Origin of the sequence: Nonomuraea sp. NPDC046570 (genome assembly GCF_040645915.1) — a bacterium.
GTDB lineage: Bacteria > Actinomycetota > Actinomycetes > Streptosporangiales > Streptosporangiaceae > Nonomuraea.
This window is the reverse complement of record NZ_JBEYZF010000017.1, coordinates 147,879-166,390: the sequence shown is the minus strand read 5'-3', so window position 1 is coordinate 166,390 and position 18,512 is coordinate 147,879. Positions and strand designations below refer to the sequence as shown.

At 68.7% G+C, this 18,512-nt stretch carries 14 protein-coding genes; 6 read left to right on the top strand and 8 right to left on the bottom strand.

The features are described 5' to 3' along the window. Positions 1–210: 210 nt before the first annotated feature. Positions 211–750, bottom strand: a complete 540-nt coding sequence (locus tag ABZ911_RS25895; protein WP_358060859.1) for a DinB family protein — start codon at positions 748–750, stop codon at positions 211–213. A 67-nt stretch (positions 751–817) separates the two neighbouring features. After that, the gene (locus ABZ911_RS25890) at positions 818–1,378 is read right to left on the bottom strand and encodes a CGNR zinc finger domain-containing protein (RefSeq protein WP_358060856.1); all 561 of its coding nucleotides are present in this window, start codon (positions 1,376–1,378) and stop codon (positions 818–820) included. A 63-nt stretch (positions 1,379–1,441) separates the two neighbouring features. Between ABZ911_RS25890 and ABZ911_RS25885 the strand changes: the two genes are divergently transcribed. After that, the gene (locus ABZ911_RS25885) at positions 1,442–2,293 is read left to right on the top strand and encodes an alpha/beta hydrolase (protein ID WP_358060853.1); all 852 of its coding nucleotides are present in this window, start codon (positions 1,442–1,444) and stop codon (positions 2,291–2,293) included. On the opposite strand, the gene ABZ911_RS25880 is transcribed toward ABZ911_RS25885, so the two are convergent. Both ABZ911_RS25880 and ABZ911_RS25875 read right to left on the bottom strand, forming a co-directional pair. Continuing rightward, entirely contained in the window at positions 2,286–3,389 is a 1,104-nt protein-coding gene (locus ABZ911_RS25880; RefSeq protein WP_358060851.1) for a PrsW family intramembrane metalloprotease, read from the bottom strand. The two genes, ABZ911_RS25885 and ABZ911_RS25880, sit on opposite strands and share 8 nt — an antisense overlap. Before the next feature lie 102 nt (positions 3,390–3,491). Continuing rightward, positions 3,492–4,703, bottom strand: a complete 1,212-nt coding sequence (locus ABZ911_RS25875) for an amidohydrolase (protein ID WP_358060848.1) — start codon at positions 4,701–4,703, stop codon at positions 3,492–3,494. A 130-nt stretch (positions 4,704–4,833) separates the two neighbouring features. On the opposite strand from ABZ911_RS25875, the gene ABZ911_RS25870 reads away from it, so the two are divergent. Then, positions 4,834–7,395, top strand: coding sequence for a glycosyl hydrolase family 18 protein (locus ABZ911_RS25870; protein WP_358060845.1), 2,562 nt, complete (start codon positions 4,834–4,836; stop codon positions 7,393–7,395). A 177-nt stretch (positions 7,396–7,572) separates the two neighbouring features. Further along, the gene (locus ABZ911_RS25865; protein ID WP_358060842.1) at positions 7,573–8,760 is read left to right on the top strand and encodes a Shedu anti-phage system protein SduA domain-containing protein; all 1,188 of its coding nucleotides are present in this window, start codon (positions 7,573–7,575) and stop codon (positions 8,758–8,760) included. 62 nt (positions 8,761–8,822) lie between these two features. On the opposite strand, the gene ABZ911_RS25860 is transcribed toward ABZ911_RS25865, so the two are convergent. The 4 genes from ABZ911_RS25860 to ABZ911_RS25845 form a co-directional block, all read right to left on the bottom strand. Beyond that, entirely contained in the window at positions 8,823–9,821 is a 999-nt protein-coding gene (locus ABZ911_RS25860) for a PQQ-binding-like beta-propeller repeat protein (protein WP_358060839.1), read from the bottom strand. 222 nt (positions 9,822–10,043) lie between these two features. Beyond that, positions 10,044–12,845, bottom strand: coding sequence for a vitamin B12-dependent ribonucleotide reductase (locus ABZ911_RS25855; protein ID WP_358060836.1), 2,802 nt, complete (start codon positions 12,843–12,845; stop codon positions 10,044–10,046). After that, entirely contained in the window at positions 12,842–13,309 is a 468-nt protein-coding gene (gene nrdR / locus ABZ911_RS25850) for a transcriptional regulator NrdR (protein ID WP_358060833.1), read from the bottom strand. The genes ABZ911_RS25855 and nrdR overlap by 4 nt, the downstream gene beginning before the upstream one ends. A gap of 811 nt (positions 13,310–14,120) precedes the next feature. Further along, positions 14,121–14,249: a hypothetical protein gene (locus ABZ911_RS25845; protein WP_358060830.1), complete on the bottom strand. Its 129-nt coding sequence runs from the start codon at positions 14,247–14,249 to the stop codon at positions 14,121–14,123. A gap of 1,028 nt (positions 14,250–15,277) precedes the next feature. Between ABZ911_RS25845 and lexA the strand changes: the two genes are divergently transcribed. The 3 genes from lexA to ABZ911_RS25830 all read left to right on the top strand — a co-directional run bounded on the left by lexA (position 15,278) and on the right by ABZ911_RS25830 (position 18,400). Then, positions 15,278–15,985: a transcriptional repressor LexA gene (gene lexA / locus ABZ911_RS25840; RefSeq protein ID WP_358060827.1), complete on the top strand. Its 708-nt coding sequence runs from the start codon at positions 15,278–15,280 to the stop codon at positions 15,983–15,985. A 303-nt stretch (positions 15,986–16,288) separates the two neighbouring features. Then, positions 16,289–17,344 (top strand): aminotransferase class I/II-fold pyridoxal phosphate-dependent enzyme, encoded by a 1,056-nt coding sequence (locus ABZ911_RS25835; RefSeq protein ID WP_358060824.1) that lies wholly within the window; start codon positions 16,289–16,291, stop codon positions 17,342–17,344. Positions 17,345–17,425: 81 nt separating this feature from the next. After that, complete coding sequence (locus ABZ911_RS25830) at positions 17,426–18,400, top strand: helix-turn-helix domain-containing protein (RefSeq protein WP_358060821.1); 975 nt, start codon at positions 17,426–17,428, stop codon at positions 18,398–18,400. Positions 18,401–18,512 lie beyond the last annotated feature (112 nt).

Sequence of the window (18,512 nt, the reverse complement as noted above, 5' to 3'; positions counted from 1 at the left end):
CCGTCTACCAGGAGCTCTGCTACGTCATGAGGGGAAAGCCGGACCCGCGATCATGTTGTGACCAGCCATCCGCCACCAGGGATGGAAAAGGCTCAGTAGACGGGGCCGACCACCTGGGGCCCGTACACCTTGAGGGCGGACCCCTTGCGGTCGTGCATCAGCAAGAGGGCGAAGGGGGCCACGCCGAGCTCGCTGAACTCGGCGTGGCCTCTACTCCCCGGTCTCCCCGTCCACCGACTCCCGGAGGAGGTCGGCATGACCGTTGTGACGCGCGTACTCCTCGATCATGTGGACCACGATCCACCGCAGGGACGGCGTCTCGCCGCCGGGCCAGGACCGCTGGGCCAGACGGTCCAGGCCGCCGTCGTCCAGCGCCTCGGCGACCGCCTCACGGGAGCGGTCCACGGCCTTCTCCCACAACGCGAACAGCTCCTCCGGGGAGTCGGCGGCGGCGGAGTTCCAGTCCCAGTCGTCGTCGGCGCGCCAATCCACGGTGTTCCACGGCGCGGATCGGTCCCGCCCGTGCAACCAGCGGGAGAACCAGTCGTCCTCCACGTATGCCAGATGCTTGAGCAGTCCGCCCAGCGTCATCGACGAGGCACCGACCGTTGCCGTCAGCCCCGCGGCGCCGAGGCCCCGGCACTTCCACGCCAACGTCGCGCGCTGATAATCGAGGAATCCCAGGAGGGTCGCCGTCTCGCCGCCCGCGACAGGCGGCTCGGGTCGACCGTGCTCGTCCACATCAGTCATGAACGGCAAGCATAACGACTGTGATCACCGGCGGCATGAGCACTTGAGCGGAAAAACACCCGCCGCGCTATCCGCTGTGGCGGGCGCGATGGAGGCGGACCTTCTCGCGGTTGCCGCAGCGGCGCATCGAGCACCACTGGCGGCGGCCCGCGTTCGACCGGTCCATGAAGCGCAGGCCGCACTCGGGGCCGGCGCACACGCGGACGAGGCGCCGGGCCTCGCCGCCGAGCAGGGCCACGGCGTCGTGCGCCACTTCGGCCAGGGCCGCGGAGACCGGGTCGGAGGGCGGGAGCCGTACCAGGGACAGGTCGGGGTGGAGTTGGAGGAGGGGTGCGTGGCGCGCCGACGCCCAGCGGTTGAGGAGCGCGAGTTCGGGGGCGCCGGGCGGGCGGGCGGCCATCGCGGCGTCCGTGCAGAGGCTGATCGCCTCTCGCAGGTCGCGCGCGTCCAGGAGGCTCGCCTCTCCGGCCTCGGCCCGCTCGGGGGTGAGGCCGGAGGCCGCCAGCCAGGCCGTCAGGTCGGCCGGTTCGAGCAGGAGCTCCCGGCCGCCCGTCTTCCGGTCGCGGTAGGTGTTCACCAGGTCGAGGCTCGCCCTGCCGCCGTCCCACACCCAATCCTGGTTGCTCATACGCCTAACTCTATGATGCAGTTACAAGGTAACCACATCATCCAGTTACCAACGGGAGTGGACATGCCCGAGTCGCGGATGGCCGAGGTCGGCGGGATCCGGATGCACTACCTGATCGAGGGCGAGGGGCCGCCGCTGGTGCTCCTGCACGGGTGGCCGCAGACCAGCCACTGCTGGCGGCACGTCATCCCGGCGCTGGCCGAGACGCACACCGTGATCGCCCCCGACCTGCGCGGGTACGGCAGGACCGACAAACCACGCACCGGCTACGACAAGCGCACCATGGCCGCCGACGTCCGCGAGCTGGCCCGGTCGCTGGGCTTCGAGCGGATCAGCCTCGCCGGGCACGACCGGGGCGGCCGGGTCGCCCACCGCTACGCCCTGGACCACCCGGCGGAGGTGGACCGGCTGGCGGTGCTGGACATCATCCCGACCAGGGAGATGTGGCGCAGGTTCGACATGGACACCGGCCTGGCCGCGAGCGCCTGGCACTGGACCTTCCACCTGCAGCCCGACCTCCCCGAGCAGCTCGCGGGCGCCGATGTACGCGGCTACCTGAGCTACTTCTTCGAGCGGTGGACGGTCCAGCGGGCCGCGGTGGACGAGGGCGTCGAGGAGTACGTGCGCGCCTTCTCCCGGCCGGGCGCGCTGCGCGCGGGCTTCGACGACTACCGGGCCTCCTTCCCGGACGACGCGGCGCACGACGACGCCGACCACGACGCGGGACGGCGGCTGGAGATGCCGGTGCTGGCGCTGTGGGGCGCGGGCGGGATACCCGCCAGGGTGGACGTGCTGGACGCCTGGCGCGGCTACGCCCGCGACGTGCGCGGCGCGGAGATCCCCGACTGCGGCCACTTCCTCGCCGAGGAGCGCCCCGAGGCCGTCGTGACGCACCTGCGGGAGTTCCTCAGGTAGGCGTCATCGCCGCCCGCGCCGACGCCATCACCGACAGCAGCGCGTCGCGTTCGGCGCCGAACTCCTCCAGATCCATGCCGCCGCGCTCGGCCCGCTGGTGCAGCATGGCCAGTTCGGTCGCGGCCTGCTGGTAGTCGCCCATCGCCCGGCCCGCCCGCCTGCGGGCCCGGCGGCGGGCGCCGAGCGAGCCGAGCATGCCGACATCCTGCGCGGTGACCAGCCCGGTCGCCTCGTACAGGGGCAGGTAGGCGCCGATCCTGGCGAGAAGCTGCTTGCGTTCGCGCACTGTCACCACGACGAGCACGATGATCACCGCGAGCAGCAGGAAGTACACGATCGCCAGTCCGCCGGGCGAGGAGAGGACGGCCATCCCGTTCCACAGGCCGTGCAGCAGCACCGCGGCCAGGTAGCCGAGCGGGACCGCGGCGTACCTGCCCGGACCGCTCCTGGTGACCGCGTACGCGACGCCGATCCCGATCATGGCGGTGTAGACCGGGTGGCCGAGCGGGGCGACCAGCCCGCGGAGGACGAACAGGGTGAGCGCCCCGTTCGTGCCGTCGGCCTGGAAGGCGGCCAGGTAGTAGCCCACGTTCTCCACCGCCGCGAAGCCCAGCCCCGCCATGGCGGCGTAGATGATGCCGTCGGTCAGCCCGTCGATCTCCCGCCGCCGCCTGAGCAGCAACAGCAGCGCCGAACCCTTGAGCGCCTCCTCCACCACCGGGGCCACCACCACCAAGCCCACGTCGTTCACCCGCTGGGCGGCCAGTCCCACCCCCGCGAACATGCCTTCGCCGAGGATCGTCAGCAGGATGGCCAGCGCCACCGCGATGCCCCCGCCCCAGACGAAGGCGAAGACCAGGTGCAGCCGGGGTTCGGGCTCCAGCCGGTCCAGCGCGAGCACGGCGGCCAGCAGGACGGGCAGCGGGCCCACCGCCAGCAGGGCCGACAGGCCGAAGTCGGCGGGCCCGCCGGACAGCAGCATGGCGGCCAGGATGAACAGGGCGACGAGGCCGGATATGACCAGCGCGGCGATGAGCGTCCGGCTCGGTCGCCGCGGCAGCACAGGGGGGCGGTAGGTCTCGCGGGAGACGGTCATCCCCCCACTATGAGCTGATCACCTTGACGGTGACTTACAGCGAGGATATTTCACTCAGGTTTGAGCACGATGTGCTGGCCTACTCCGGGGTCGGGTCCATGACTAGCGCGGCCCGGATTCGCGGTAGTAGGGGTCCAGCATCTCGCCCTCGCCGTCCGCGTAGGTGTAGACCTCGCGCCCCGACACGAACACCCGCAGCGCGCGGCTCATGACGTCGAGCGGGTCGCCCGACCAGATGACGACGTCACCGTCCAGCCCCGGCTTCAGCGCGCCGACCCGGTCGCCCAGCCCCATGATCCTGGCCGGGTTGAGCGTGATGGAGCGCAGCGCGACATCGCGGTCCAGGCCCTCCTTGACGGCCAGCGTCGCCTGGTGGACCAGGAAGTGGATGGGCACCACCGGGTGGTCGGTGGTGATCGCCAGCTCGACGCCCGCGCGGGCCAGGATGCCCGGGTTGCGCAACGAGCGGTGGCGCAGTTCCACCTTCGACCTGCTGGTCAGCAGCGGGCCGATGATCACCGGAACGTTCCGCTCGGCGATCAGGTCGGCCAGCAGGTGCCCCTCGGTGCCATGGTTGATCACCAGGCGGTAGCCGAACTCGTCGGCGAGCCTGAGCGCGGTGGCGATGTCGTCGGCCCGGTGCGTGTGCTGGCACCAGGGCAGCTCGCCGTCGAGCACCCTGACCAGCACCTCCATCGTGCCGTCCCGGTCGAACGGCTTGCCCTCGGCCGCCGCGAACTCGCGCCTGTCCCGGTAGTCCTGCGCCTTGGTGAACGCGTCCCTGATCACCGCGGCCACGCCCTGGCGGGTGGAGGGCAGCTTCTTCTGGTCGCCGTACACCCGCTTGGGGTTCTCCCCGAGCGCGCTCTTCACACTGACCGGCTCCCTGACCAGCATCTCCTCGACGGTACGGCCCCAGCACTTGACCGCGACCGTCTGCCCGCCGATCGGGTTGCCGGAGCCCGGCTTGATCACCGCGGTGGTCACTCCGCCCGACAGCGCGTCGGCGAACGCCAGGTCGGCGGGGTTGATCGCGTCCAGGGCGCGCAGCCGGGCGCCGTTCGGGTCGGTCATCTCGTTGGTGTCCTGGCCGGCCCAGCCTTCGGCCTCCTCGTACACGCCGAGGTGGCCGTGGGCCTCCACGAAGCCGGGCAGCACCCAGGAGCCGCCCGCGTCGACGATCGTGGCGCCGTCGGGGATCTCCACATCGTGGCCGACGGCCGCGATCCGGCCGTCCTTGATGAGCACGGTGCCGCCTTCGACGGGGTCGCCGTCCACGGGTACGACGTATCCACCGGTAATCGCAATGTTCATGTAAGGAAACCTACCGGCGTCCAGGCCAACGAAACCGAGCCGCACTCGCCGCAGCTCTTGCCGACGGCCTGACGGGGGCTTACTATCCGCGTAATTGTTAGGAAACCTTCTTTAAAGAAAGGCTTTCTACGTGCGCCGATTAGTCACCCCCCTGATCGCCGTTCTCGTGATCATCGCCCTCGGCACCGTCCCCGCCCACGCGGCGGCCCGTCTTGTCGCGGCCGTGAGTCTCAGCGGCACCACCGCCACCTTCGTCGTCAGCAACCCCGACACCACCGCGGTCTCCGGCTGGTCGATCGTCTTCGAGCTGCCCTCCGGAGTGACCGCGAGCAACCCGCAGAACGCCACCATTCGCCAGAACGGCACGAAGGTGACGCTCACCCCCGCCTATTACATCGCCACCGTGCAGCCCGGCAGGAACACCGAGCCGTTCAGCCCCAAGGTGACGCTCAGCTCCGCCGTACAGCCGACCACGTGCACGATCAACGGCGCGAACTGTGACGGCAGCGGCGGCCCGCCGCCCACGCCCGCGCCCGTGACCGCCACCTACAACGTCAGCGGCACCAGCGCCGAGTTCGTCGTCGCCAACAACAGCACCACCGCGCTCACCGGCTGGTCGATCGTCTTCGACCTGCCCGCGGGCGTCACCGCCAGCAACGCCGACCACGCCACGATCAGCCAGAGCGGGCGCACGGTCACCCTCACCCCCGCGCACTACAACACGACGATCGCGGCCGGGCGGACGACCGCGCCGTACAGCCCGACCTTCCGGGTCAGCACCGCCGACGCCGAGCCGACCAGTTGCCGGGTCAACGACGTCAACTGCGACGGCTCCGCCGACGCCCCGCCCGGCGCGCCCGGCAACCTGCGCTCGCCGGTCAAGACCACCAAGACCGTCTCGCTCGCCTGGAACGCCGCCACCCCGGGCAGCCTGCCGATCGTCGGGTACGAGGTCTACAACGGCACGGCCACGGCCATCACGGTCACCGGCACCAGCGCCACGGTGACCGGCCTGACCCCGAACACCGACTACACCTTCACCGTCAAGGCCAAGGACCGCAAGGGCACCCTGTCGGCGGCCTCGTCGCCGGTGACCGTGCGCACCAACAACCCGGCCGACGACACCCAGGCGCCCACCGTGCCGGGCAACCTGCGCAGCACCGGCAAGACCTCCTCCAGCGTCACCCTGGCCTGGAACGCCGCCACCGACAACAGCGGCGTCGCCAACTACGACGTCTACGTCGGCTCGACCGTCGCCGCCACCGTCACCGAGACGACGGCCACCGTGACCGGCCTGTCCCCCTCCACCCCCTACACCTTCACCGTCAAGGCGCGCGACCTGTACGACAACATGTCCGCGGCCACCCCCGCCGTCCCCGTGACCACCTCCGACATCGTGGAGAACGGGTACGCCAGGGTCGGCTACTTCGTCCAGTGGGGCATCTACGGACGGCAGTACTTCGTCCGCAACCTGGACACCACCGGCGCGGCGGCCAAGCTGACGCACATCAACTACGCCTTCGCCAACATCGACCCGGTCAACCTCACCTGCCTGCAGGGAGTCACCAAGGGCACCACGGGCAACCCGCAGGACCCGAACCAGGGCGACGGAGCCGGTGACGCCGAGGCCGACTACGGCAGGCCGTTCAGCGCGGGACAGTCCGTGGACGGCGTGGCCGACACCGGGTGGGAGAAGCTGCGCGGCAACTTCAACCAGCTCAAGAAGCTCAAGGCCAAGCACCCGCACCTGAAGGTGCTGATCTCGATCGGCGGCTGGACCTACTCCAAGTACTTCTCCGACGTGGCGGCCACCGACGCCTCACGCAAGAAGTTCGTCAGCTCCTGCATCGACACCTACATCAAGGGCAACCTGCCCGCCTACAACGCGGCCGGCGGGCCCGGCACCGGCGCGGGCGTGTTCGACGGCATCGACCTCGACTGGGAGTGGCCGGGCGCCGAAGGACACGCGGGCAACCACATCGGCCCGAACGACAAGGCCAACAACACGCTGCTGATCGCCGAGTTCCGCCGCCAGCTCGACGCGCTGACCACGGAGACCGGCAAGCGCTACCAGCTCACCGCGTTCACCCCCGCCGACCCGGTCAAGATCGCGGCCGGCTGGGACCTGCCGGAGATCGCCAAGACCCTGGACATCTTCAACATCCAGGGCTACGACTTCCACGGCGCGGGCAGCGACAACTCCTGGGAGCCGAACCGCGCCGGCCACCAGGGCAACCTGTACCTCGACACCGACAGCCCCTACAACCCCGACTTCAGCGTGGAGAAGGCGGTCGACGTCTACCTCCAGGCCGGGGTCAACCCACGCAAACTGACCATCGGCCTGGCCTACTACGGCCGAGGCTGGCAGGGCGTCGCCGACGGCGGCAAGTACGGCGAGTGGCAGTCCGCCACCGGCGCCGCCCCCGGCCAGTTCGCCGAGGAGGCGGGCACCCGCGGCTACAGCAACCTGCTCGCGAGCGTCCCCGGCTGCACGGTACGGCACGACGAGCAGTCCGTGTCGACCTACTGCTTCACGGGCAACGGCGGGCAGTGGTGGAGCTTCGACGACGCCTGGTCCATCGGCAAGAAGACCGCCTGGCTCAAGAGCAAGGGCCTGCTGGGCGCGATGATCTGGGAAATGTCCGGCGACACCGGCGTCCTCACCAACGCCCTGGACGCGGGTCTGCGATAACCCCCGGGGGAGCCGGCCACCGACCGGCTCCCCTTCGTCCTCTCGTTGCCGCTCCTTGAGAGCCGCCCCACCCGGGCGGCCTGTCCGGCCTGACGGCTGAGTTCTGTCGGCGGCTTGTGGCAGTGTCCGGGTACCGGATGAGCGGTTCACCCGGGCCATTCGGCGAGGAGTGAGGCGTTGGCTGGGAGGAACAGGATCCGTTCGGACTCTGTGATGACGTCGTTCTTGAGGCTCATCCACTCACTCGCGGAGTCTGAGCAGGTCAAGTCCGCCGTGCAGGACGTTTTGGACCACATCGGTTATCCCTACCGGGGTGGGAAGACGATGCTGGACCTCATCAGGTTCGCCATCCGGCAGGCGGAGATCGGGGGCGATCCGGGGTCCGCCAGCCGCCTCGACGACGCACTCGGCTACGCCACGGGCCGGGTGCTGAGCCCAGATCTCGAGGACAGGTACCAATTGCTCGACGGAGAGTCGAGCCGTACCCTCGGCGCGCTCGAGCTGGCGATGTCCAACACACATCTGGCGATCTCAGTGCTCTTCGAGGCGTTCCTCGAAGAACACCCGGAAGCCGGGGTCGTCGAGGCCCGAGAGTATTTCCGGCGGCTGGCCAAGGCGTCGATCCAGGTCGTGGAGGACCGGGAGGCGGGCACTTACCGGGTTCACAGGCTGGAGGTGGACGGTCAGATCTGGCTAGCCGAAGCCTTGCTGCGACGCACCATGTACGAGCCGCTCACCCGGCCGGCCCCCTCCGTCTCGGAGTTACCGCCGGGGTCGCTCGCGATCCTCTCCAGGGCCGACGCCGAGTCGGTTCTCGCCGGCATGCAACTCTGTCTCCGTCGGCGGAAGCTGGCCGAGATCCGGCGCGTGGTCGAACATCCGTACAGCTCAGAGCGCCAGATCCAAGGGGCGCTCACCGGCGCGTGGTGGCTGTTCGGCGGCGAGTACGTCGGCCAATCCCTGCGCCGCAGGCTGACACGCGGCCTGGAACTCGACATCCCCTTGCTTCGCCCCGACGGCGTCCTCCACGTGGTCGAGCTGAAGCGCGCTGCTGTCAAGGCCATCGAAGGCCACCGAACGTCGACCATCCCCAGCGCAGACGTCCACAAAGGCGTGGCCCAGGCACAGAACTACCTGAAACTCCTCGACGAGAACCGCGACATGGTTCTCGAGCATGGCGTCGACACCCGGCGCGCGACCGCCGTCCTCGTCATCGGCCATCCAGACCTGCAGACCCGGTTCTCTGAAGCCCAGATCAACGAGACCCTCCGCGTCTACAACTCCCACCTCTCACGCATCGAGGTCATCACCTACAAACAGCTCCTCGACGCGGCGGAGCGCGCACTCGACCTGACCGCTCTGTAGATATCGAGGACTGAGATTTGTACAGGAATGGAGCGCTTGCGCATGGATTGGGTGTTCCTTAGTCATTCGCCTCGCCGAAACGGGCCGACGGCGATCATCCTGAGAGTTCCCTTGGTTACCATGATCACCTCTCCCGTTCCCAGGCCTCGCAGTGCGGCAATCCTGGCGGCCGACGAGGCCCGCTCCAGAACCTGGCCGTCGGAGCGCAGCCGAAGGAGCACGCCACCTTGGCTGCCGATCACGAACCCGTCACCGTCTCGCACCACCCCATCGGCGAGCGGCTGAGCGACATCGACGTGCCACAGTTCCGATCCGTCTTCGGGGTCGACGGCCAGATAACCGCCCTGCCGGTCTCGCAACCACACCACACCCCCGGTGAACTCGGGAGCGAAGCCGAGAAGGCCGGTATCGTGACGGAAGAGCTGCTCGACGATGCTCGAAGACAGTCGCATGGCCGCAACGGACCGCGTGCCGCAGAGCGCCAGGCATCGGTCGGGGCCGATCACAGTGAACGCCTGACGATTGTCAGTATCAGCCAGCGGCTCTGGCAACCTCCAGCGACCCAGTTCCATTCCATCACGCGGATCGATCAGCCATGCTTCCGATCCGCTCCCCAGCATCACACCGCCACCCCAGGGCTCGGGGCGCACCGTGGCCGCGCACTGCTGTGTCCGCCACAGAGGCCGTCCGTCCTGCAGGTTGACAGCGACAATGGGTGTGTAACCGCGCCAGCCGCCGACGAGGACCGCCTCCGGGGTGGCCACCACATGCCCCGAATACCCACGCAACCCGGCGCGCCACATCACAGACCCCGTCGGGAGGTCGAGGCAGACGAGTTGATCGGAGTTCTGCGGCAGCACCAGGCAACGATCGCCGTAGACCACGACGGCACGCGGCCAGGTTCCTACCGGAACGTCCCAGCGGACCGCGCCGTCGTGGCGGTCCAGACAAGCCAGCCGATTGTGGCGCTCATGGACGACGACACGGTCTCCCGCTATCGCCAAAGCCGAAGTGGAACCCCTCTGATGAAGCTGCCGCTCCCATAGCGTCTTCCCGATCATCGACCAATATCACCAGGAATGCGCCGCTTGCATCAATCTCATTAACAAAGAAGCGCCTCATTTCGGCCGGACGGTGAAGGTGATTCCCGGCACTTCTCGGGACACTCAGCGATCCCACGAGACCAGGGGAATGAGGGATGCCGAGCACCTTGTCTCGCCACCCCTCATATCCTGCTTCTAGCGGACTACGCAGATACGGTCGAATGCCACCTCTGCGGTGTGTCAGCTGCAGCCGCTGGTCGAGCCGCAGCCCTCGCAGACGTAGCAGCTGCCCGCGGGGCGCATCTTGGTGCCGCAGGTCATGCAGAGCGGCGCGTCGGCGGTGAAGCGCTGGTGGCTTTCCAGCGTGAGCTCCTTCTTCGGCGCCACCTCCACCCTCGGCCGCTCCTCGATCGGCGCCGACTGGGCCAGCGCCTCCTTGTCGACGAGCGCCGCCGGGTCCTCGCCGCGCTGCTGGGCGGCGCGCTCGGAGGCGGAGAAGATGCCGAGCGCGGCCCGCTCCTCGTAGGGCAGGTGGTCGAGCGCCAGGCGGCGGAAGATGTAATCCATCACCGAGGTCGCCATCCGCACGTCCGGGTCGTCGGTCATGCCGGCCGGCTCGAAGCGCATGTTGACGAACTTGCTCATGTACGTCTCGAGCGGCACGCCGTACTGCAGGCCGATCGAGATCGCCACGGAGAAGGCGTCCATGACGCCCGCCAGGGTCGAACCCTGCTTGGACATCTTGAGGAAGACCTCGCCGAGCCCGTCGTCGGGGTAGGACGAGGCGGTCATGTAGCCCTTGGCGCCGCCCACCGTGAAGCGGGTGGTGGTGCTGGGGCGCTGGTTCGGCATGCGGCGGCGGGTCGGCCGGTTGACCTCGATGACCTTGACCTCGGGCTCGGCGGACGCCGCCTTCGGCTCCTCCTTCTTGCCGCCGGCCGACAGCGGCTGGCCCACCTTGCAGTTGTCGCGGTAGACGGCCAGCGCCTTCAGGCCGAGCTTCCAGCCCTCCAGGTACACCTGCTCGATGTCGTCGATCGAGGCCGACTCGGGCAGGTTGACCGTCTTGGAGATCGCGCCGGACAGGAACGGCTGCGTGGCGGCCATCATCCGGACGTGCCCCATGGGGGCGATCGCCCGCTCGCCCATCGCGCAGTCGAACACCTCGTAGTGCTCCGGCTTCAGGCCGGGGGCATCGACGACGTGGCCGTTCTCGGCGATGTACTCGACGATGGCCTCGATCTGCTCCTGCTGGTAGCCGAGCTGCCTGAGCGCCCGCGGGATCGTCTGGTTGACGATCTGCATGGAGCCGCCGCCGACCAGCTTCTTGAACTTCACCAGCGCCAGGTCCGGCTCGATGCCGGTGGTGTCGCAGTCCATCATCAAGCCGATGGTGCCGGTCGGGGCGAGCAGCGACGCCTGCGCGTTGCGGTAGCCGTTCTTCTCGCCGGCCTTCAGGCACTCCGACCACTGCCGCGACGCCTCAGCGTGGATCTTGCCGTCCATCCCGCTGATCGTGCGCAGATCGTCGTTGGCGGCGGCGTGCTTGCGCATGACCCGCTTGTGCGCGTCGGCGTTGCGGGCATACCCGTCGTACGGCCCGACCACCGCGGCCAGCTCGGCGCTGCGGCGGTAGGAGACGCCGGTCATCAGGCTCGTGATGGCGCCCGCGACCGCGCGGCCGCCGTCGGAGTCGTAGGCGTGGCCGGTCGCCATGAGCAGCGCGCCCAGGTTCGCGTAGCCGATGCCGAGCTGGCGGTAGGCCCGCGTCGTCTCGCCGATCTTCTCCGTCGGGAAGTCGGCGAACGTGATCGACACGTCCATCGCGGTGATGATCAGCTCGGTCAGCTTGACGAAGCCCGCGATGTCGAAGGAGTTGTCGTCCTTCAGGAACTTCAGCAGGTTGATGCTGGCCAGGTTGCAGGAGGAGTTGTCCAGGTGGACGTACTCGCTGCACGGGTTGCTCGCGGTGATGCGGCCGGTCTCGGGCGAGGTGTGCCAGTCGTTGATCGTGTCGTCGTACTGCACGCCCGGGTCGGCGCACTCCCACGCGGCCTTCGCCATCTTGCGGAACAGGTCGCGGGCGTCGATCCGCTCGATCACCTCGCCGGTCAGCCGGGCGCGCAGGCCGAACGTGTCGCCCTTCTCCACCGCCCGCATGAACTCGTCGGAGACGCGCACCGAGTTGTTGGCGTTCTGGTACTGCACCGAGACGATGTCCTTGCCGCCGAGGTCCATGTCGAACCCGGCGTCCCGCAGCGCGCGGATCTTGTCCTCCTCGCGCGCCTTCGTCTCGATGAACTCCTCGATGTCGGGGTGGTCGACGTCGAGGACGACCATCTTGGCCGCCCGCCGGGTCGCGCCGCCCGACTTGATGGTGCCCGCGCTGGCGTCGGCGCCGCGCATGAACGACACCGGGCCGCTGGCCGTGCCGCCGCTGGACAGCAGTTCCTTCGACGAGCGGATGCGGGACAGGTTGATTCCCGAGCCCGAACCGCCCTTGAAGATCACACCCTCTTCCTTGTACCACTCCAGGATCGACTCCATCTGGTCGTCCACAGAGAGGATGAAACAGGCGCTGACCTGCTGCGGCGACTGGGTGCCCACGTTGAACCAGACCGGCGAGTTGAACGCGAACACCTGGTGCACCAGGGCGTGCTTCAACTCGTGGTCGAAGATCTCCGCGTCCTCCTCGGAGGCGAAGTAGCCGTACTCCACGGCCGTCTTCGTGTACATCCCGACAACCCGGTCGACCAGCTGCTTCAGGCTCCACTCGCGCTGCGGGGTGCCCACCGCGCCGCGGAAGTACTTGGTCGTGACGATGTTCGCCGCGTTGACCGACCAGAACTCGGGGAACTCCACGCCACGCTGCTCGAAGTTGATCGAGCCGTCCCGCCAGTTGGTCATGACGACGTCGCGCCGCTCCCACGAGATCTCGTCATAGGGATGCACGCCCGGCGTGGTGAAGATGCGCTTCATCTTCAGGCCCTTGCGAGGACGCTTCGCCCCGCGCGCCTCTGAACCGCTGACCGTCTCCGTCATGACTCCCCCTTCACAGGTGCCTTTTCGGCCTTCAACTGCTCGATCTCGGCTTCGAAGTCCGCCAGGCTCTCGAAACCGCGATATACCGATGCGAACCGGAGGTACGCCACCTCGTCCAGGTCCCGCAGCGGCCCCAGGATGGCCAGCCCCACCTCGTTGGAGGGGATCTCGGCCGCGCCCTTGGCCCTGATGGCCTCCTCCACGCGCTGCCCGAGCTGCGCGAGGGAGTCCTCGGTGACCGGGCGGCCCTGGCATGCCCTGCGCACCCCCGCGACCACCTTGTCCCGCGAGAAGGGCTCGGTCACCCCGCTACGCTTGCTCACCATCAGCAGCACCGTCTCCTGGGTGGTGAACCTGCGCCCGCACTCGGGGCAGGTGCGCCGCCGCCTGATGGCGGCGCCGTCTTCGGTGGAGCGGCTGTCGATGACTCTGGTGTCCGGATGGCGACAGAACGGACAGTGCACGCCTCGCCTCCTCGGCCCGCCGTCACCACTCGTAAAATGCTCGTCGCGAGACGCTCGCGCACGCCCCACGGCGTGCCATGGAGCGGTCACGTAAACACAAGTTGTGGTGAACTACATCGGTGTAACTACTAGATGTTGTGGTCCAACCGTAGAAGCGCGCGACCATGAACGCAAGTTGGCAGACCCCGCCCCACCGAAGTCGCTGATCAGCGCCACAAGCCTCCGCGCGCCTGGCGTGTCGAGCCTCGCCGACGGGCCCACCCACCTGCCGCAAACGCCTGCTCTACGGGACATTCTCCCGAAAACCCGCTGGTCACCGGCCAGGCGCCCCCTCCCCAGATCCTCCCACCCGACCCGCAGACGCACCAACTCCAGACCCCACCACCCGACTCCGGTACGGCCACGCCTACACCCCGACTCCACCGCCGGAAGCGAGCCGCCACCCATGCGTCTCACGCGTCTTGTGTGTCTTGTGTGTCTTGTGTGTTTCACGCGTCTTGTGTGCCTCGTGTGGCCCCTCGGCACAGCCTCAAGCCGGATCACACCTACCCTGCGGGCGGAACTCCCCCGGCCCCTGACGTCCGGGCCCAACCTTGACCCACACGATGTTCTGACTTTCCTGCCGTATGCGGCGTTCCGGCCATAGATCCTGGCGACACTCTGCGTTCCGGACCAGGTTTCCCGCGTCGCCTGGTAGTCAGTCACCCCGTGTTCCGAATTGGGGCCCGCGCATTTCCGGGAGTTGGGGCCCGTGCAGAGGATCTCGGCAGGTTCAGGGGTGCTTGCCAGGCGCGCCCATGTCGGCGATCGTTCAGGCGGTTGCCCGTCCGTCCACGACCACCCAGGACAGCACCTCGCCAGTTACCGGCCCGCCCTCGTGCGCCGATGCCCAACTGGCGGCCTTGGTGCCGAGCACGAACGCCCCCAACGCCACGGCCACGAACAGCATTAGTAGAACAATGCGCCCCCGCCGGGTAATCCGCATCGGCCGCCGAGCCGACCCAGCCGATCCACGTGATGAATTCACAGTTCGCCGCACCGAGTTCGTACGCTGCTGTGGCAATTCGTCAGACGAACGTACCGGTTTCAAGAATCGCCGACGCGACCCCACCGGCACCGGAGCTACAGATCGACGAGGCGAGCCCGCCGTCGAACGCGACGCTTTCGCAGCCCGCCGAAGCTTCCGCTGAAGCCGGATCCGCCGCCTCTCCAACCGCCGAACCTTCCCACCAGCACCACGCCGTCGCCCACCACCGGCTGTCAGGTGCTCAGCTTCTGCCGCCTGGCCACGGACCATGCCCACTTGGCGTTCAACCCTCTGCACGGACGGCGTCTCGCACTCTTTAGGGCGGCTTGCCCCGGACCCTCCGAGGCCGGGGGAACTCGCACTCGTGGCGATGGGCCGCGCGGGCGCCGTACCGGAGATCGGGTCTTCGTCTTTCTCCGGTGAGCGTGGCTCGGGGACCAGCCACAGGTGACGCCCCCTGGCTGGGGCACCCGTTTGGGACTGAGCCCTCCGTCGCCGATCTCGCTGGTTCTGGCCTTGGATGCTCCGCCCCTGAGGCTCGGACTTGGAGCCATCCTGCTCCAGAGCCTCGGGATTCTGGGAGGCTCTCCCCTGAGCCTCCTGGCGCTCTCGGTCCCCCCGGGTGCGCTGCTCTCGCGTGAGGTCCGCAAGGAGGGTCAATTGCGTGTCTTCGCTGGTTGTGTGTGTGATTGTGGTCGCTCGCACTGATGACCTCCCGCCACCGTCGACCCAGGAAAAGGTCGAATAAGATCAGCGAATCGAACACGGTGTCGATCGAACTCCCGTACGATGTTGTACACCACCGTGCCAACAATTTCGAGGAAGACTCGAACAATTGTTTGAAGATGATCTTCAACGGCGATACGGTCGCTGTGTGCGACGTGAAGACCACGGACCGGGAGGTTCGCCGGTAAGGCGGGCCGCCGGGCGAGGAGGAGAGCATGAGCGAGCGGGATGACGAAAAGGGCGTCACTGACCTTGCGGTGCGTCGGCGTGACTCTCTGGGGCTGACCCCCAGACAGCGCAAGATCCTTGAGGTGATCCGCGACTCGGTCCAGCAGCGCGGCTACCCGCCGTCCATGCGGGAGATCGGCGAGGCCGTGCACTTGACCAGCACGTCCAGCGTGTCGCACCAGCTGACGGCGTTGCAGCGCAAGGGCTACCTGAGGCGTGATCCCCACCGGCCGCGCGCCCTGGAGGTGCGCCTCCCCGGCGAGCCGGTGCTCTGGGTCGACCCCGACGGCAGAGACGACGAGACCCCGGTGAGCAGGCCCACTGCCGCCTACGTGCCGCTGGTCGGCCGTATCGCCGCCGGTGGCCCCATCCTCGCCGAGGAAAGCGTCGAGGACGTGTTCGCGCTGCCCAAGCAGCTCGTCGGTGAAGGCACGCTCTTCCTGCTTCAGGTCGCCGGTGACTCGATGATCGAGGCCGCCATCGCCGACGGCGACTGGGTGGTCGTCCGCCAGCAGCCCGTCGCCGAGAGCGGCGACATCGTGGCAGCGATGATCGACGGCGAGGCCACGGTCAAGACGTTCAAGCGCAAGGACGGCCACGTCTGGCTGGTCCCCCACAACTCCAACTACGACCCGATCCCCGGCGACGAGGCAAGCGTCCTGGGCAAGGTCGTGGCAGTCCTCCGCCGCCTCTAGCTCCAAAGATCCCGCTCCTGGAGTCACTTGAGCCACCCACAGTCCGCCCGAGTCACCCGCTCGGGCGGACTGCAGGCCCTGTTGGAACACATCCAGTAAGCCGCCTACGCCTGATCCTCTCCAGCGGGGTGCGTATCAGCGGCCGGGCAGCGTGGCGATCCTGCACGAGTCACTCGGCCTGCGGCACTGCCCTCGCCGGCTACGAGCCCTCGCAGTGAAAAGTCGATATTGCGGCGACGCGCCTAGACTGATCGAGTGAATGACTCGTTTCGTGTCGAAGACCTTGAAACCTCTCGTGATGGGTTGAAGTGGACGAAGGCGGGTCCGGGGGTGATCCCCGCGTGGGTCGCCGACATGGACTTCCCGGTCGCCCCCGAGATCACCGAGGCGTTGCGCCGCCGCGCCGCCGGTGACCTCGGCTACCCGGTCTGGCTGGACTCGCCCGACGCGGGCCCGCTCGCCGAGGCGTTCGCCACGCGCATGGCCGTACGGTACGGCTGGCAGCCCGACCCGGCGCTCGTCCGCTCCTACACCGACATCAACCAGGCACTCCAGGTACTTCTCCAGGTGTGCACGAGCCCCGGCGACGGCGTGGCCGTGCACACGCCCGCCTACCACCCGTTTCTGGGCACGCTGGCGGAGATGAACCGCCCGCTGCGGCCGATTCCGATGCTGCCGGACGGCGACTCCTGGCGCTTCGACAAACCCGACCTCTCGGGCTGCCGGGTGCTGCTGCTGGTCAACCCGCACAACCCGACCGGCCGGGTGTTCACCCGCGCGGAGCTGCTCGCCCTGGCCGACCAGGCCGAACGGCACGACCTGATGGTCATCTCCGACGAGATCCACGCCGACCTGACGTACGCCCCGAACGAGCACATCCCGTTCGCGACGATCCTGCCCGAGCGCACGGTGACGCTGACCTCGGCGACGAAGGCGTTCAACCTCGGCGGCATCAGGTGCTCGGTCGCCCACATCGGCATGCCCGCGGTCCGCGAGGCCCTCGACCGCCAGCCCTCCTTCGTGTACGGCTCGGCGAACCTGTTCGGCGTCGAGGCGACGGTCACGGCCTGGCGCCAGGGAGACGCCTGGCTGGAGCAGGTCGTGGCGACGCTCGACCGCAACCGCAAACTGATCGCCGAGCGGCTTCCCCAAGGGGTCGGCTACCGGATCCCGGAGGCCACCTACCTGGCGTGGCTGGACTTCGGCGAGCCGGGCGCCGCCGGTCGGCTGGAGCGCGAGGCGAAGGTGCTGCTGAGCGACGGCGACGAGTTCGGCCCTGGCGGCGAGAACTTCGCCCGCCTGAACTTCGCCACCTCCCCCCCCGTCCTGGAGGAGATCCTCCACCGCATCAGCGGTTGATGCGCATGCCGTCCAGCGCCAGGCCCAGATACCGGGCCGGCTGGGCGCCCCCGCCAAAACGCGAGATGTCATGATTGCGTCATGCTCAAGGCCGCCGGACTCGACGTGACCGAGGAACGCGCGTACCGGCTGCTGGTGCGCTCACCCGGCGCGCACGCCGCCGAACTGGCCGCGGAACTGAGCGTCCCCGTCGATTCCGCGCACGCCGCGCTGCGCTCCCTGCACGCCAAGGGCCTGGCCCGACCGCTCGACGAGGACCGCTTCGCCCCGGTGGCCCCCGACATCGCGATCGGTCCCGTGCTGCTGCGCGAGCAGGAGGGGCTCGACCAGGCCAGGCAGGCGGTCGATCAGCTCACCGGGGAGTACCTGTCGCACGCCCGCCGCCATGATCCCGGCCAGGTCGTCGAGGTCCTGCCCAGTAGGTCGGCCCTGCGCCAGCAGTTGCGCCTGCTCCAGGACAACGCCCGCCACGAGGTCGTCTACTTCTGCCGGGCGGGCCATGTGGCGATGCCCTCGGAGGAGAACGCCGAGGAACCGGCCGCCCTGCGCCGCGGCGTCCGCTACCGGGTGATCTACGAGCGGGCGCTGCTGGAGCAGCCGGGGATGCCGGCCAGTCTCGCCCACGGCATCGGCTTGGGCGAGCAGGCGCGGGCCGTACCCGAGCTGCCGGTGCGGATGGCGATCGCGGACGGCGAGCTGGGGGTGCTGCCGCTGGTGCAGCACGTGAACGCGGGCGCGGAGCCGACCGCCGCCCTGGTACGGCGCGGCAGCCTGCTCGACGCGCTGACGGCCCTGTTCGAGAGCCAGTGGGAGCGGGCGACCCCGCTGGCGATCACCGAGAGCGGCGAGGTCGCCACCTCCGGCTGCCCGCTGGACTCCGACAGCCTGTCCCTGCTGTCGCTGCTGGTCGCGGGCGTGCCGGACAAGTCGATCGCCACCCAGCTCCAGGTGTCGCACCGAACGGTGCAGCGCCGGATCACCCAGCTGATGGAGCAGGCGGGTGCGCGGACCAGAACACAGCTGGCCTGGCACGCCGCCCGCGAGAACTGGCTTTGACAGCCCCGTAGACCGTCTGCCTGACCTGGATCGCGGACCCGACTTGTACAGGTCCGACTCCGATCTCTAGGACGGCCGGCTCACCCGTCGATGCCGCATCCCTGACCTGTCG

Excerpts from the sequence above, each read along its gene's own strand:
- ABZ911_RS25895 (WP_358060859.1), bottom strand. The coding sequence starts at position 750 with ATGACTGATGTGGACGAGCACGGTCGACCCGAGCCGCCTGTCGCGGGC.
- ABZ911_RS25890 (WP_358060856.1), bottom strand. The coding sequence starts at position 1,378 with ATGAGCAACCAGGATTGGGTGTGGGACGGCGGCAGGGCGAGCCTCGAC.
- ABZ911_RS25885 (WP_358060853.1), top strand. The coding sequence starts at position 1,442 with ATGCCCGAGTCGCGGATGGCCGAGGTCGGCGGGATCCGGATGCACTAC.
- ABZ911_RS25880 (WP_358060851.1), bottom strand. The coding sequence starts at position 3,389 with ATGACCGTCTCCCGCGAGACCTACCGCCCCCCTGTGCTGCCGCGGCGA.
- ABZ911_RS25875 (WP_358060848.1), bottom strand. The coding sequence starts at position 4,703 with ATGAACATTGCGATTACCGGTGGATACGTCGTACCCGTGGACGGCGAC.
- ABZ911_RS25860 (WP_358060839.1), bottom strand. The coding sequence starts at position 9,821 with ATGATCGGGAAGACGCTATGGGAGCGGCAGCTTCATCAGAGGGGTTCC.
- ABZ911_RS25855 (WP_358060836.1), bottom strand. The coding sequence starts at position 12,845 with ATGACGGAGACGGTCAGCGGTTCAGAGGCGCGCGGGGCGAAGCGTCCT.
- lexA (WP_358060827.1), top strand. The coding sequence starts at position 15,278 with ATGAGCGAGCGGGATGACGAAAAGGGCGTCACTGACCTTGCGGTGCGT.
- ABZ911_RS25830 (WP_358060821.1), top strand. The coding sequence starts at position 17,426 with ATGCTCAAGGCCGCCGGACTCGACGTGACCGAGGAACGCGCGTACCGG.